This window comes from Sphingopyxis sp. (assembly GCF_016793825.1).
In the GTDB taxonomy this organism is placed as follows: Bacteria; Pseudomonadota; Alphaproteobacteria; order Sphingomonadales; family Sphingomonadaceae; genus Sphingopyxis.
The window spans coordinates 81,192-96,980 of sequence record NZ_JAEULM010000017.1; the positions used below are offsets into that span (position 1 = coordinate 81,192).

At 64.3% G+C, this 15,789-nt stretch carries 13 protein-coding genes; 9 read left to right on the top strand and 4 right to left on the bottom strand.

The genetic code is table 11. From position 1 onward, the window contains the following. Positions 1 to 2: 2 nt before the first annotated feature. From JNM03_RS04135 to JNM03_RS04170, 8 genes are all read left to right on the top strand, one after another. The gene (locus tag JNM03_RS04135; protein ID WP_294034625.1) at positions 3 to 1,007 is read left to right on the top strand and encodes an energy transducer TonB; all 1,005 of its coding nucleotides are present in this window, start codon (positions 3 to 5) and stop codon (positions 1,005 to 1,007) included. A gap of 89 nt (positions 1,008 to 1,096) precedes the next feature. Then, positions 1,097 to 1,366, top strand: a complete 270-nt coding sequence (locus JNM03_RS04140) for a hypothetical protein (protein ID WP_294034627.1) — start codon at positions 1,097 to 1,099, stop codon at positions 1,364 to 1,366. A gap of 115 nt (positions 1,367 to 1,481) precedes the next feature. Continuing rightward, the gene (gene secA / locus JNM03_RS04145; protein ID WP_294034628.1) at positions 1,482 to 4,217 is read left to right on the top strand and encodes a preprotein translocase subunit SecA; all 2,736 of its coding nucleotides are present in this window, start codon (positions 1,482 to 1,484) and stop codon (positions 4,215 to 4,217) included. Between the two features lie 115 nt (positions 4,218 to 4,332). Beyond that, positions 4,333 to 5,067, top strand: coding sequence for a sulfite exporter TauE/SafE family protein (locus JNM03_RS04150; RefSeq protein WP_294034629.1), 735 nt, complete (start codon positions 4,333 to 4,335; stop codon positions 5,065 to 5,067). Between the two features lie 146 nt (positions 5,068 to 5,213). Next, positions 5,214 to 6,653: a circularly permuted type 2 ATP-grasp protein gene (locus JNM03_RS04155; RefSeq protein WP_294034631.1), complete on the top strand. Its 1,440-nt coding sequence runs from the start codon at positions 5,214 to 5,216 to the stop codon at positions 6,651 to 6,653. Positions 6,654 to 6,666: 13 nt separating this feature from the next. Beyond that, the gene (locus JNM03_RS04160; RefSeq protein ID WP_294034633.1) at positions 6,667 to 7,611 is read left to right on the top strand and encodes an alpha-E domain-containing protein; all 945 of its coding nucleotides are present in this window, start codon (positions 6,667 to 6,669) and stop codon (positions 7,609 to 7,611) included. Between the two features lie 8 nt (positions 7,612 to 7,619). Beyond that, on the top strand, positions 7,620 to 8,423 hold the full coding sequence (locus JNM03_RS04165) for a transglutaminase family protein (protein WP_294034634.1): 804 nt from the start codon (positions 7,620 to 7,622) through the stop codon (positions 8,421 to 8,423). Between the two features lie 58 nt (positions 8,424 to 8,481). Further along, positions 8,482 to 9,213: a peptidase gene (locus tag JNM03_RS04170; RefSeq protein WP_294034636.1), complete on the top strand. Its 732-nt coding sequence runs from the start codon at positions 8,482 to 8,484 to the stop codon at positions 9,211 to 9,213. A gap of 61 nt (positions 9,214 to 9,274) precedes the next feature. Here JNM03_RS04170 and acs read toward each other — a convergent pair whose 3' ends face one another. Then, the gene (acs, locus tag JNM03_RS04175; RefSeq protein ID WP_294034648.1) at positions 9,275 to 11,209 is read right to left on the bottom strand and encodes an acetate--CoA ligase; all 1,935 of its coding nucleotides are present in this window, start codon (positions 11,207 to 11,209) and stop codon (positions 9,275 to 9,277) included. Between the two features lie 129 nt (positions 11,210 to 11,338). Between acs and JNM03_RS04180 the strand changes: the two genes are divergently transcribed. After that, on the top strand, positions 11,339 to 12,841 hold the full coding sequence (locus JNM03_RS04180) for an aldehyde dehydrogenase family protein (protein WP_294034638.1): 1,503 nt from the start codon (positions 11,339 to 11,341) through the stop codon (positions 12,839 to 12,841). A gap of 111 nt (positions 12,842 to 12,952) precedes the next feature. On the opposite strand, the gene JNM03_RS04185 is transcribed toward JNM03_RS04180, so the two are convergent. The 3 genes from JNM03_RS04185 to JNM03_RS04195 all read right to left on the bottom strand — a co-directional run. Next, positions 12,953 to 14,449, bottom strand: a complete 1,497-nt coding sequence (locus JNM03_RS04185) for an acetyl-CoA acetyltransferase (RefSeq protein ID WP_294034650.1) — start codon at positions 14,447 to 14,449, stop codon at positions 12,953 to 12,955. 4 nt (positions 14,450 to 14,453) lie between these two features. After that, complete coding sequence (locus JNM03_RS04190; RefSeq protein WP_294034640.1) at positions 14,454 to 15,251, bottom strand: enoyl-CoA hydratase-related protein; 798 nt, start codon at positions 15,249 to 15,251, stop codon at positions 14,454 to 14,456. Between the two features lie 134 nt (positions 15,252 to 15,385). Beyond that, a partial coding sequence (locus tag JNM03_RS04195; RefSeq protein ID WP_294034642.1) for a transaldolase family protein occupies positions 15,386 to 15,789 on the bottom strand: 404 nt, incomplete at its 5' end.

Here is a 15,789-nt window from a genome sequence, read left to right on the forward strand (position 1 = left end):
AAATGACGATTGCGATGCTGATGCTGCTGATGGCGTCCGGGACGGTGCAGCCGCCGCCCGTGCCGCATGCTGACGAGCCGATAAAGCCGGTCACCAATCCGGGCAGCTGGGTCACGACTGCCGATTACCCGCCCGCGGCGCTTCGCGACAGCCTTGAAGGGACAACGGGGTTCCGGCTGACGATCGGTCCGGACGGCCTGCCGCGACGGTGCGAAGTCGTCGCGTCGAGCGGGTCGGAGGTTCTGGATACCGCAACTTGCCGCCTCATCATGGAGCGGGCGCGGTTCCAGACCCGGCGCGATGCCAACGGCGTCCGCATCGGCGGCACATACAGCAACCGCATTCGGTGGCAGATACCCGACAATTATCTGGAGCAATTGGCCCGGTCGGGTTTCCAGCTCGATACCAATCGCCCGGTCTGGCCGCGCGGACCCGTGCCCGACCCGGAGATGGTGACGCTCGATGCCGCCGCGTATTATCCGGCCGGGCCGCTGGCGGCGCGGCAGGAGGGCGACGTCGTCATGACGCTGACCGTCGATCCGCTTGGCAAGGTGACCGACTGCGCGGTGATCAATACCAGCATGGTCAAGGAACTCGATGCTGCCGCCTGCGCCTTGATGCGCGCGAGCGGCAAATTCGATCCGGCGCTCGACAGCACCGGCAAACCCGTGAAATCGGTCGTCCCCGCGACCTTCAACTGGGTGTTGCCGCGCGCCGATGGCGCAGCGCCGCACCCGGACCCGGCGATCCGCGAATTCCCGATGAGCGAGGCGGGCATGCTCGAGGCGACGGTACGGATCGGTACCGACGGGCGGGTGCAGGATTGTCGGTACAAGAACGCGGGCGTCGGGGCGCAGATGCCAAATCCCTGCGACACGATCGGTGGCAAGCTGCGTTATATCCCCTTCACCGACGCGAACGGGCAGCCAGTCACCAAGCGCGTCACCTTCCGGACCGAAGTGAAGGTCGAGGACGACGTATCGGCGCCGGCCGCGCCCGCCAAATGAGCAACCTCTGGACGAGGCGGCACTTTCACCCTATGTTCAGGGAACGGGGCGCAATAATCTGTACTCCGGATGTGTATTAGGGGCGATTCTTGCGGTTATTTCTGACCCTTTTGGCGCTGCTGACCGGTCTGGCGACAGCCGACCGGGCTGTTGCCGCGCCTGCCGTTCCGGCGGCAATGGGGTCGCTCGTCCTGCTCGCCGAAAGCGCGGGCAAGGTCGAGGCAGCCGACAACGACCGCCGTCCCACTGCCACGACACCGACCCGGCGCACGACCAGCGGCGGCAGCGGCAAGCCGCGCAAGGCGGGCCCGCCGCACCTTCCCGGCCTCCTCACCGGCAGCGACCGCGCGCTCGAATAGCGTCGAGCGCTGACGCCCTTTGGGGCCCGGCTCCCGCGCGTGCGGGGGCCTTTTTCATATCTTCCGCGCGGTGCGTCCGCCGCCCCACCTTATCGAAAATCCAAGGAACCCAGCTATGTTCGGCAGCATTGCCAAGAGCCTCTTCGGCTCGTCCAACGACCGTTATGTCACCTCGATGCGCAAGGTTGTCGCCAAGATCAACGCCTTCGAGCCCGAGCTTGAAGCTTTGAGCGACGACGAGCTGAAGGCGCAGACGCCGAAACTGCGCGGCCGGCTCGAGGCCGGCGAGACGCTGGATGATATTCTTCCCGAGGCTTTTGCGACCGTGCGCGAAGTGTCGAAGCGCACGCTGGGGATGCGCCATTTCGACGTCCAGATGATCGGCGGCATCGTCCTTCACCGCGGCGAGATCGCCGAAATGGCGACGGGCGAAGGCAAGACGTTGATGGCGACGCTGCCCTGCTACCTGAACGCGCTGGAAGGCAAGGGCGTCCACGTCGTGACGGTGAACGACTATCTGGCGACGCGCGACGCCGAATGGATGAGCGCGGTGTACAGCTTCCTCGGTCTGTCGACCGGGGTCATCGTCCCGAACCTCAATGAAACGCAGCGGCGCGAAGCTTATAACAGCGACATCACCTATGCGACGAACAACGAGCTGGGCTTCGACTATCTGCGCGATAATATGAAATTCGACCGCCAGCAGATGGTCCACCGTGAGTTCAATTTCGGCATCGTCGATGAAGTCGATTCGATCCTGATCGACGAAGCGCGGACGCCGCTGATCATTTCGGGGCCCACCGATGACAAGTCGGAACTCTACATCCGAGTCAACGAGGTCGTGAACCAGCTCGTCGAGGACGATTATGAGAAGGACGAAAAGACCAAGTCGATCAGCCTGACCGAAGAAGGCACCGAGCATGTCGAGCGATTGCTCGAAGCCGCCGGCCTGCTGCAGGGCAGCAACCTGTACGACATCGAGAACACCCAGATCGTCCACCACGTCAATCAGGCGCTGAAGGCGATCGTGATGTTCAAGCTGGACATCGATTATATCGTGAAGGACGGCAAGGTCGTCATCATCGACGAATTCACTGGCCGCATGATGGATGGCCGCCGCTGGTCCGACGGCCTGCACCAGGCGGTCGAGGCCAAGGAAGGCGTGCAGATCGAGCCCGAGAACCAGACGCTGGCGTCGATCACCTTCCAGAATTATTTCCGCATGTATCCCAAGCTTTCGGGAATGACCGGCACGGCGGCGACCGAAGCGGCCGAATTCTTCGACATCTACAAGATGAACTGCGTCACCATCCCGACCAACCGCCCGATCGCGCGCAAGGATGACGAGGACGAATTCTACAAGAATATCACCGACAAGTTCGGCGCGATCGCGCGCACCATCCGCGAAGCGCAGGAGCGCGGTCAGCCGGTGCTTGTCGGCACCGTGTCGATCGAGAAGTCGGAGTTGCTGTCGTCGTTCCTCGAAAAGGAAAAGGTCGCGCACAGCGTCCTCAATGCCCGCTTCCATGAAAGCGAAGCGCATATCGTCGCGCAGGCGGGCCGCACCGGCGCCGTCACCATCGCGACGAACATGGCGGGCCGCGGTACCGACATCAAACTTGGCGGTAACGAAGAGTTCCGCATCGACGACGAGTTGAAGGATCTGCCCGAAGGCCCCGAACGCGATGCCGGCATCGCGCGCATCAACGCCGAAGTCGCCGCCGAACGCGAAGCCGTGCGCGCCGCGGGCGGGCTGTTCGTGCTGGCGACCGAGCGTCACGAAAGTCGCCGCATCGACAATCAGCTACGCGGTCGTTCGGGGCGCCAGGGCGACCCCGGCCTGTCGAAATTCTATCTGTGTCTCGACGACGACCTGCTGCGCATTTTCGGTCCCGACACGCTGTTTTCCAAGATGATGAACAAGAATCTGGAAGACGGCGAGGCGATCGGGTCCAAGTGGCTGTCGAAGGCGATCGAGACCGCGCAGAAGAAGGTCGAGGCGCGCAACTACGACATCCGCAAGCAGGTCGTCGAATATGACAACGTCATGAACGACCAGCGCAAGGTCATCTATGAACAGCGCGGCGAGATCATCGATAGCGAAACCGTCGACGAGGTGATGCTGGCTATGCGCGCCGAGACGGTGAATGCGATCGTCGCCGATGCGTGCCCGCCGGGCAGCTATCCCGAACAGTGGAATATCGAGCAGATGAAGGAGCGGGTCGCGAACATCCTCGACCTTGCGCCGCCGATCGACGACTGGATGAACGAAGATGCGGTCGATCCCGAAATCTTCGAGGAACGCATTCAGGAAATGGCGGATGCCGCCGCGGCCGGGAAGGCTGCGCAGGTCGACACCGAAAGCTGGCGCGGGGTGGAAAAATCGATCCTGCTCCAGACGCTCGACCATCACTGGAAGGAGCATCTTTCGACCCTCGACGCGCTGCGCCAGGTCGTGTTCCTGCGCGCCTATGCGCAGAAGCAGCCGATCAACGAATATAAGCAGGAAGCCTTCGCGTTGTTCGAGCGCATGCTGTCGAACATCCGCGAGGATGTGACGCGCACCGTCGCGCGGATCGATTTCCAGTTCCAGGAGCCGGAAGCGATGCCGCTTCCCGACCTGCCCGATTTCCTGACGACGCACATCGACCCGTTCACCGGCGAGGACAACAGCGGCGACATCGATGCCGGCGGCTTGGGCGTGATCGCGAATACGCTGCCGCCGATGCAGTCGCCGCGCCCCGATCTGCCGGAGGGCGAGAATCCCTATGCGGCACTCGAGATCAGCCGCAACGCGCCGTGTCCGTGCGGGTCGGGAAGCAAGTACAAGCATTGCCACGGCCAGCTTTGACGGCTGCCGGTCCTTATCCTAATCGTCATTCCGGCGCAGGCCGGGATCTCGCGGGCGCTTAGGGGGCAAGGTCGAGACTCCGGCCTTTGCCGGGATGACGGGATAGGGGATAATCATGACCAGCCTTGCCGCCCTCTTCGGATTGACCGCGCTGCTGTACGCTGCGGTCGGTTTTGGCGGCGGGTCGACCTATACTGCGCTGCTGCTTCTGGGCGGCGTCGCGGTGGGACTGGTTCCCGCGATCAGCCTTGCGTGCAACGTCATCGTCGTCACCGGCGGCACGATCCGCTTTGCCCGCGCGGGCGTGATGCCCTGGGCGAAGGCGCTGCCACTGATCCTGGTCGCGGCGCCGCTGGCTTTCCTTGGCGGGCTGACGCCGGTCAAGCAGGGCGTGCTCGTCATCCTGCTTGGTCTGTCGCTGCTCGCCTCTGCGCTGGCGTTGATGTTCCAGCCGCAGACGGCGAAGCCGGTCAACCTGTCGCCGACGCTGTTGCTGCCGATCGCGGCCGGGCTCGGCTATCTCGCGGGCGTCGTGGGCATCGGCGGCGGTATCTTTCTCGCCCCGATCCTCCACCTTATCCGCTGGGCGGAAGCCCGGGCCGTCGCCGCAACCGCAAGCCTGTTCATCCTCGTCAACAGTCTGTTCGGACTGACCGGCCAGCTCATTAAGGGCAAGGGCGGCGAGATGATCGCGGCGGTGGCGGGGCATTGGCCATTGCTGATCGCGGTGCTGATCGGCGGGGCGATCGGGACGCAGCTCGCGGTGAAGACCGGACCCGCGACGCTCATCCGGCGGCTCACCGCGCTGCTTGTCGGGTTTGTGGCCATCCGTCTTCTTTTTGGTTTTTAAGGGCTTTCTGCGCTCTTGCCTTCCCGCGCGGCAGTGCTAGCATCCAACTCATAAGCTTGGCGGCCGCGTAGCCAGACAAGCGACGCAGCAGGCAGGAACTATGGGGCCGCGCATTCCCGTACGGTGAGCGCGGCAGGACCGGTGGCATGTTGCGTGGAAAGGGCTGGGGCATTTCCTTTTTCGATGAAATGATCGGGCAAGACAGCGAAGTCCGTTCGCCCTATCGCGACTATCATGACTGGTTCGAACGCGAGGACGCGGCACGCATCCAGCGCAAGGCACAGCAGGCCGAAGCCTTTTTTCGCACCACCGGCATCACCTTCAACGTTTATGGCGAGGACGAGGCCGACGAACGGCTGATCCCCTTTGACGTCGTCCCGCGCATCATTTCGGCGAGCGAGTGGCGGCGGCTGTCGCGCGGCATCGAACAGCGCGTGCGCGCGCTCAACGCTTTCCTCCACGACATTTATCACCGGCAGGAAATCCTGCGCGCTGGCCGAGTGCCGACCGAACTGATTGCGCGCAACGAGGCTTTCCTGCCGATGATGATGGGCATGGATCCGCCCGGCGGGGTCTATACGCATATCAGCGGTATCGACATCGTCCGCACCGCTGCCAATGAATTCTATGTCCTCGAGGATAATGCACGCACGCCGTCGGGCGTGTCGTACATGCTCGAAAACCGCGAGACGATGCTCCAGATGTTTCCTGAGCTGTTCGCGAAGATATCGGTGCGCGAAGTCGGCGACTATCCGCTCAATCTCCTGAAGTCGCTGTCGGCCTGCGCGCCGCCGCAGTGCAATGGAACGCCCACGGTCGCGGTGCTGACACCGGGCATCCACAACAGCGCCTATTTCGAACATAGCTTCATCGCCGATCAGATGGGGGCGGAACTGGTCGAGGGGCATGACCTGCGCGTCGTCGGCGGCCGGGTCGCGATGCGGACGACGCAAGGCTATACGCCGATCGACGTCCTGTACCGCCGGGTCGATGACGACTTCCTCGACCCGCTCAATTTCCGGCCGGATTCGATGCTGGGCGTTCCGGGGATCTGGGACGTCTATCGCGCCGGCGGGATCACCATCGCGAACGCGCCGGGCACGGGGATCGCCGACGACAAGGCCCTTTATTCCTATATGCCCGACATCATCGAATTCTACACGGGCGAGAAGGCGTTGCTGCCCAATGTGCCGACCTGGCGCTGCAGCGAACCGGAACATCTGAAGGAAGTGCTCGACCGCCTGCCCGAACTGGTGGTGAAGGAGGTTCACGGGTCGGGCGGCTATGGCATGCTCGTCGGTCCCGCCGCGAGCAAGAAGGAGATCGCGGCGTTCCGCGCCAAGCTGGAAGCGAATCCGCGAGGGTATATCGCGCAGCCGACGCTTTCGCTTTCGACCGTGCCGATCTTCACCAGGGCGGGACTGGCACCGCGCCACGTCGATTTGCGACCTTTCGTGCTGATGTCGCCGCAGGGGATCACGATCACCCCCGGCGGGTTGACACGGGTCGCGATGACCAAGGGTTCGCTGGTCGTGAATTCGAGTCAGGGCGGCGGGACGAAAGATACCTGGGTGCTGGAGGATTGATGGGGATGTCCTCATGCTAGGCAAGACCGCAGGCAGCCTCTTCTGGATGGCGCGATACCTCGAGCGCAGCGAGAATAATGCGCGCCTGATCGATGCCGGCTTCCGGATCGCGCTGACGCGCTCCAGCACCGCGCAATCCGAATGGCGATCGGTGCTTGTCACCGCCGGACAGGACCATGCCTTTCGGCAGGCGCACGGCGAAGACTATACCTCGCAGCGCGTGGTGGATTTCCTGCTGCGCGACCCTGCGAACCCGTCGAGCATCCTGTCGGTCGTCAAGCAGGCGCGCGACAACGCCCGCACGGCGCGGACCTATCTGACGCGCGAGGTCTGGGAGGCGGTCAATACGAGCTGGATGACGCTTGGCGGCTTGCTGAAGCGACAGGTTCGCGAGGATGACCTGCCCGACGTGCTTGCGGGAATCCGGCGGCACAGCGCGCAAGTGGCGGGTGCCTTTTCGGGGACGATGCTGCGCAACGATGGCTATAATTTCGCGCGGATCGGCACGTTCCTGGAGCGCGCCGACAACACGGCGCGCATCCTCGACGTCAAATATTACCTGCTGCTGCCGTCGGTCGCCCATATCGGGAGTTCGATCGACAATGTGCAGTGGGAAACGATCCTGCGATCCGTATCGGCGCACCGTGCTTATCATTGGCTTTACGGGACAGAGATCAGCGCGTTGAAGATCGCCGAATTCCTGATCCTGTACAAGCAGATGCCACGCAGCCTTGCCTTTTGCTGCGAGCAGATGACCGACAATCTGGACCTGCTCCGGCGCGCTTATGACGACGAGACGGAGGCGGTACGGATGGGCGGCGCGATCTGCCGCGACCGGTTGTCGCGCCCGATCCAGTCGATCTTCGACGGCGGCCTGCACGAATTCATCACCGATTTTCTTCGCGCCAATGCCGCGCTCGCGCAGCAGATCGAGCGCGATTACCGCTTCGTGGAATAGGGGATCGCATGCGTCTTCGCGTCGAACATACCACCCGCTATCTCTATGACAGTCCGGTCGCCTATGCCCTCCAGCAGTTGAAGCTGGAGCCAAAGGAACGGCCAGGGCAGCAGTTGATCCACGATTGGTCTATCGAGGTCGATGGCGGAGAACGGCAACTGCACTATACCGATCATCACGGCAACGGCGTTGACCTGATCGCGGTGCAAGGCGGCGCGAAGGAACTGGTCATCCGCTGTGCGGGCGAGGTCGAACTGGTCACATGGGACGGCGTGATCGGCGCGCACCGCGGGGCGATGCCGCTGTGGACCTTTTTGCGGCCGACACCGCTGACGCGCGCATCGCGCGGCGTTCGTGCGCTGACGGCCCAGTTGGGGCGCGACTATGCATCGGACATCGAACGCGCGCATGCGCTGTCGGCGCTGATCGTCGACCGGCTACCCTATCGGATTGGCGTGACCCGGGCGGAGACAAGCGCCGAACAGGCGCTCGCGGGAGAGGGCGGGGTGTGCCAGGACCATGCGCATATCTTCATCGCCGCGATGCGGCACCTGGGCCATCCGGCGCGCTATGTCTCTGGCTATCTGATGATGAACGACCGAACGCAGCAGGACGCGACGCACGCCTGGGCCGAGGCACATTTCGAACATATCGGCTGGATCGGTTTCGACGTCAGCAACGGCCACTCGCCCGATCAGCGCTATATTCGCGTCGCGACCGGCCTCGACTACCACGACGCCGCCCCGGTTCGCGGCATGCGTTATGGTGCAGCGCAAGAAAATCTGGTTGTCCAATTGCAGGTCCAGCAATAAGCGGAACCAACAAGCGGGCCGGGGCGAACGGATATCCGCGGCGGGGAAACGGGATTCGATGACTTATTGCGTTGGCATGCGTTTGAACAAGGGGCTGGTGTTCATGTCGGACACCCGCACCAACGCTGGCGTCGACGACATCTCGCAGGTCCGCAAGATGCGGAGCTGGCATGTACCGGGCGAGCGTGTGATCACCCTGATGTCGGCCGGCAACTTGGCGACGACGCAGGCGGTGGTGAGCCTGCTCGACGAGCGCACCAAGGCGCCCGAGGAACGCCATCCCTCTATCCTCGCGGCGCCCTCGATGTTCGCGGTGGCGACGATCATCGGGGAAACGCTGCGGCAGATCGTGATGCGCCACAATGACGAGGGTCCGGCCGCCGAATCGCTGTTCCGCGCATCGCTGATCGTCGGCGGGCAGATCGCAGGCTCCGAACCGCGGCTGTTCCTGATCTATCCCGAAGGCAATTTCATCGAGGCGGGCGAGGACAATCCCTTCTTCCAGATCGGCGAGACGAAATATGGCCGGCCGATCATCGTGCGCTCCTATGATCCGGCGATGTCGTTCGAGGACGCGGTAAAGCTGCTCTGCGTCTCGTTCGATTCGACGATCCGTGCGAACGCCGGCGTCGACCTGCCGATCGACCTCAAGGTGCACGAACGCGACGATTTTTCCGGCGTGCGCGAGCGCCGGTTCGAACGCAACGATCCCTATTATGAAAGCGTCGCCGACGGCTGGGCCGAGGCGCTGGGGATCGCACTGGCCGAATTGCCGGACTTTCATTTCTGATCGCGCGGCGCCCGGCGAAGGCAGGGGCCTTCGCGGGAGCGACGTTTCTCCGTTTTGAGGCTTACCGGTTCTTTCGCCCCTCGATCAGTCCGTCGACGAGGCTCGGGTCGGCGAGGGTCGAGGTGTCGCCCAGCGATCCGAAGTCGTTTTCCGCAATCTTGCGCAGGATGCGGCGCATGATCTTGCCCGAGCGCGTCTTGGGGAGTCCGGGCGTGAGGTGAATATGGTCGGGCGTCGCGATCGGGCCGATTTCCTTGCGCACCTGCTGTTTCAGCGCGGCCGCGACCTCGTCGCTCGGTTCAACCCCGGCGTTCAGCGTGACATAGGCGTAGATGCCCTGACCCTTGATGTCGTGCGGGAAGCCGACGACCGCGGCTTCGGCGACAAGATCGTGCAGGACGAGCGCGCTTTCGACCTCGGCGGTGCCCATGCGGTGCCCCGATACGTTGATAACGTCATCGACGCGGCCGGTGATCCGCCAATAGCCGTCACCGTCGCGGCGGCAGCCGTCGCCGGTGAAATATTTGCCCTTGTAGGTCGAGAAATAGGTTTCCGCGAAACGGCCGTGATCGCCATAGATGGTGCGCGCCTGACCGGGCCAGCTATGCGTGATGCAGAGGTTGCCTTCGGCCGCGCCGCCGGTCTGTTCGTCGACGAGCACCGCGCCTTCGGCATCGACGAGTTGCGGACGAACCCCGAAGAACGGGCGCCCGGCGCTGCCCGGTTGCATCGCATGGGCGCCGGGAAGCGTGGTGATCATGATCCCGCCCGTTTCGGTCTGCCACCAGGTATCGATGACGGGGACGCGGTCCTTGCCGACGGTCTGGCGATACCAGCGCCATGCCTCGGGGTTGATCGGCTCGCCGACGCTGCCGAGCAGGCGGAGCGACGACAGGTCGTGGCGCGTCACATAGTCGTCGCCCTCGCGCATCAGCGCGCGGATGGCGGTCGGCGCGGTGTAGAGGATGTTGACCTTGTGCTTGTCGACCACCTGCCAGAAGCGGTCATGGTCGGGGTAGTTGGGTACCCCTTCGAACATCAGGCTCGTCGCGCCGTTCTGCAAGGGGCCATAGACGACATAGCTGTGCCCGGTGACCCAGCCGATGTCGGCGCTGCACCAGAAGATTTCGCCCGGCCGATAGTCGAAGCCATAGAAAAAGGTCGACGCGACCCATACCGAATAGCCGCCGACGGTGTGGACAACACCTTTCGGCTTGCCCGTCGATCCGGAAGTGTAGAGGATGAACAGCGGGTCTTCGGCCCCCATCGGTTCGCACGGACAGTCGCTTCCCACGTCGGCCGAAACTGCATCATACCAATGATCGCGGCCTTCCTTCATCGCGACGTTGCCGCCCGTGTGCGCGACCACGAGCACCGCCTTCACGTCGACGCGCTCCAGCGCCTTGTCGACATTGGCCTTCAGCGGCACGACCTTGCCGCCGCGCAGCCCCTCTTCGGCGCAGATCACCCAGTCGCTGCCGCAATCCTCGATACGGCCGTGGATCGCCTCGGGCGAAAAGCCGCCAAAGACGACGCTGTGGACCGCGCCGATGCGTGCGCAGGCGAGCATCGCCACCGCGCCTTCGGGGATCATCGGCATATAGATGGTGACACGGTCGCCCTTCCGGACGCCCATCTTCTTCAGCGTGTTCGCGAAGCGGATGACGTCGGCGAGGAGCGCGGCATAGCTGATCGTGCGCGTTTCGCCGTCGGGAGCATCGGGTTCGAAGATGATCGCGGTGCGGTTGCCATGGCCCGCGGCGACGTGGCGGTCGACGGCGTTGTGGCAGAGGTTGAGGACGCCGTCCTCGTACCATTTGATTTCGACCGGGTCGAACGACCAGCCCGCGATCTTCGTCGGCGCTGTCACCCAGTCAAGGCGCTTTGCCTGTTCGGCCCAGAAGGCATCGGGGTCCGAGATGCTCTGTGCATAGAGCCGGTCATAGTCGGCCGCAGTGCAGTGCGTGTTTGCGGCGGCGTCGGCGGGAACGGGGATGAGCGGTTCGGAGGGGGGCAATTCGGACGACACGGCGACTCTCCCAATAGGCTTTGCTTTGCTCTCTGGAGTCGATAACCCGCCAGCCACAAGTTGCAAGGCGCGAGGGCGCCTGTGAAGGGACGTAATATGATTGAACTGGGCCAAGAGACAGGCCGGATCCTCGATGAGCTGGGCGTCGACCGCGCGGCGTGGACTGGCGGGTCGATGCCATCGCGCTCGCCATTGACCGGCGAACAGATCGCGGCGGTCCGCACCGTCGATACCGCCGATATCGATGCCGCGCTTGGGCAGGCCACCGCCGCCTTTCGCGCCTGGCGCACCGTGCCAGCTCCGCGCCGCGGCGAACTGATCCGGCTGCTTGGCGAGGAACTGCGTGTGGCAAAGGACGATCTGGCGAAGCTGGTCACGATCGAGGCCGGGAAGATCCCGTCCGAAGGCGCGGGCGAAGTGCAGGAAATGATCGATATCTGCGATTTCGCGGTCGGGCTGTCGCGTCAGCTTTATGGCCTGACCATCGCGACCGAGCGGCCGGGGCACCGGATGATGGAGGTCTGGCATCCGCTGGGCGTCGTCGGGGTGATTTCGGCGTTCAATTTTCCGGTCGCGGTGTGGGCGTGGAACGCCGCTCTTGCGATCGTCTGCGGCAACAGCGTCGTCTGGAAGCCGTCGGAGAAGACGCCGCTCACCGCTCTTGCGACGCAGGCGATCTTCGAGCGCGCGGCGGCGCGGTTCGGCGACGCGCCGGCGGGGCTGTCGCACGTGCTGATCGGCGGGCGCGAAGCGGGTGAGGCGCTGGTCGACGACGCGCGCGTCGCGCTTGTTTCGGCGACCGGTTCGACGCGGATGGGCCGATCGGTCGCGCCGCGGCTTGCGCAGCGTTTTGCGCGCGCGATCCTTGAACTCGGCGGGAACAACGGCGTGATCGTCGCGCCCTCGGCCGACCTCGACCTTGCGCTGCGCGGCGTGGCGTTCGGGGCGATGGGGACCGCGGGACAGCGTTGCACGACGACGCGGCGATTGTTCCTGCACGACAGCATTCATGACGGCTTCGTCGCGAAGTTGAAGGCGGCCTATGCGAGCGTGGGTGTCGGAAACCCGCTCGACGGCGATGTGCTTGTCGGACCGCTGATCGACCGTGCGGCGTTCGAGATGATGCAGGAGGCGCTGACGGCGGCGCGGGCGGCCGGTGGTGTGGTGCATGGCGGCGAGCGCGTCGGCGACGGCGCGAGTTTTTACGTGAGACCCGCGCTCGTCGAGATGCCGGGGCAGGTCGGACCCGTGCTTGAGGAGACCTTTGCGCCGATCCTGTATGTGATGCGCTATTATGACCTCGACGCCGTGATCGAATTGCACAACGACGTCGCGGCCGGCCTGTCGTCGGCGATCTTCACCACCGACATGCGCGAGGCCGAGCGTTTCCTGATCGCGAGCGATTGCGGTATCGCCAACGTCAATCTGGGCACGAGCGGCGCGGAAATCGGCGGAGCGTTCGGCGGCGAGAAGGAAACCGGCGGCGGACGTGAAAGTGGCTCGGATGCGTGGCGGCAGTATATGCGGCGCGCGACCAATACGGTGAATTATTCGGATGCGCTGCCGCTCGCGCAGGGGGTGAGTTTCGATCTTAGCTGACAACAACGTCATTGCGAGCGAAGCGAAGCAATCTCCAGCTATCGGCCTTGCGCAAGGTCGATAGCTGGAGATTGCCGCGTCGCCTTCGGCCCCTCGCCATGACGAGATTTGTCAATTGGCTCGCCACCCATAGCCTTCGTCGAGCGCGACGATTTGCCCGCTCGTCCCCACCGGTTCCGCCGTCCCCTCGGTCAGGAAGGCCAGCATCGCGGCGTCGCCGATATCGACATGGGCGAGCGTGCGCTGTCCGTCCGGCGTGCGCGCCACGACGACCCCGGCTTTCGGCGTGCCGTCGCGCCCGTAAAATACGGTGTAGCTTTCGATTGTCGCCGGCCCCGCATATTCCTCGACCAGTTCGGGCACGACCCCGCGCTTCTGTTCGGCTTCGACCTGATAGTCGAAATCCTGCGGAAAGTTCGCGGCGGCGATTGGCCGATTGCCCAGCACGATGCAATGATTGTCGGTCGCGAAGCCACCGTTGGCGAAGAGGAAACCGTAGCGGCCTTCGCCGCGCAGCTTTTCGACCATAGAGACGACGGCGTGGCTCATGTAATTGGCGATCGGGCCGCCGCCAAAGGTCAGGCCGCCGAACACCGTCGCGGGCCTGTCGGCGGGCCATCCGAGGATGCGCCGCGCCATCTTCGGTACACAGGGGAAGCAGCTATAAAGTTCGACGCAGTCGAAGTCGTCGACCGTCATGTCATTGAGCGCGAGCGTGCGTGTGATCGACGTTTCCATGCTGACGCTGCCGTCATAGCGGTCGCGGCGGAGGATGCTGGCCGGTTCCTTCGCCGCGGCGCCCATGCCGACATAGATCAGCCGGTCCTCGGCGATGCCGCGGCGGCGCGCTTCGGCAAGGCTGGCGACAAGAAAGCCCGCGCCCTGGTTCACCGACGAATTGGCGACCATCAGTTTCGAATAGGGAAAGGCGATCGGACGGTTGCGTTCATCGACGCGGAGGATGTCTTCGGGCGTCGCGGGCTTGCGAATCCATGCCCCGTCGTTCGCGGTCGCCACTTCGGAAAAGCGCGACCAGATTTCGGCGCTTTCCGATTGCGCTGCGGCCAGGCTTTGGCCCCACGCGGCGCGCGTTGCGTTTTCGTAGAGCGGATAGACGTCGACGGGCGCGGCCAGACCATGCTTCTGGGCATAGTTGGGCTCGCGCCGGGTCGCGACCTGCCGGACCGCATTGTAACTCTTGTCTTCGCCGCTTGCGGCCTTGGCGGCGCGGCCGGCGGCGGTGCGCAGCGCCTCCGCACCAACGACGGCCGCGAGTTTGACTTCGCCCGCACCGATACGGTTCGCGGCTTCGTTGAGCAGCCGCACAGGCGTGTCGCCGTGCGGAGCGGCCGACTGGTAATTGATCGCGGGCGTCGCGCCGATCGCGGCGGCGAGCGGTTCGGGGAGCTTGCCAAGCTGGTGGAAGCTGATCTGGTCGACGATCGCGAGGCTGTCGATGTCGGCGAGCGGCACGCCGGCGTCATCGGCCGCGACCTTGAGCGCTGCGACCATCAGGCCGAGCGAATCGAGCCCCCGATCGGGATCGTCGGGGCGGTCATTGACCTGACCGACGCCGATGATGACGGGAATGCGTTCGGGATCGGACATCATCCTAGCGGGCTTTCCACTCGGGCTTGCGCTTTTGGGCGAAGGCGAGGGGCCCCTCACGCGCATCCTCGCTTGCCATCAGGACCTTGCGTTCACGACTGTTGTCGGCCCAATGCGCGTCGTCGCCGGCGATCTGGCCATCGATGATGCGCAGCGCCACCCGCTTCGATGCCTGTACCGACAGCGGCGCGTTGCCGGCGATCTTCTCGGCCAGCGCGAGAGCGGTCGGCATCAGGTCGGCGAGCGGAACGACACGGTTGGCGAAACCATAGCGCAGCGCGGTCGCGGCATCGAAGGGGTCGCCGGTCAACAGATGTTCCATCGCGACTTTCTGCGGCAATTGCTTGACGATACGGAACGCACCGCCCGCTGCCGCGAACAGCCCGACCTTGACCTCGGGCAGGCCGAACTGCGCATTTTCGGCGGCGACGACAATGTCGCACATCAGCGCAAGTTCGCAGCCGCCGCCAAAGGCAAAGCCGTTGACCGCGCCGATGATCGGCTTTGAAATCGGGTGCGCCGCGAAACCGCCGAAGCCCCACGCCTGCTGCGCCTTGTCGTCGGGGGCCAGTGCCCCGCCGCGCGAAAGGGCGACCAGATCGGCACCTGCGCAGAACGCCTTGTCGCCTGCACCGGTGACGATGACGACGCGGATTTCGGGATCCGTCTCCGCCTCTTCAAGCGCGGTGCCGATGCCGACATGCACGTCCGCGTTGACGGCGTTGCGTGCCTCGGGCCGGTTGATTGTGACGATCAGGATATGGCCCTGACGTTCGGTGAGGACGGCGGCGGTGTCGGTCATGCGAATCTCTCCCTTTCGGCAAGAGTATCGCGGCAGGTTGACGTTTACGTCAACTGCTAACCATGGTTTTCCAACCGCCGTCGTTCCGGTGACACCCCGGCCTTCGCCGGGGTGACGGATGACAGCGGAGGGGATCAGATGGCCTGGCCGGTTTTTGCCCAGTCGGCGAGGAAGCCTTCGATGCCCTTTTCGGTGAGGATATGCTTGAACAGGCCCTTGATGACGGAGGGGGGCGCGGTCATGACATCGGCGCCGATCTTGGCGGCTTCGAGGACGTGGATGCCGTGGCGGACGCTCGCGACGAGGATTTCGGTGTCATAGGCATAATTGTCATAGATCAGGCGGATGTCGGCGATAAGCTGCATGCCGTCGAAGCCATTGTCGTCGTGGCGGCCGACGAAGGGCGAGACGAAGGTCGCCCCCGCCTTCGCCGCGAGCAGCGCCTGCGCCGCCGAGAAGCAGAGCGTGACGTTGACCATCGTGCCGTCGCCGGTCAGCGCCTTGCAGGTCTTGAGCCCGTCGATCGTCAGCGGCACCT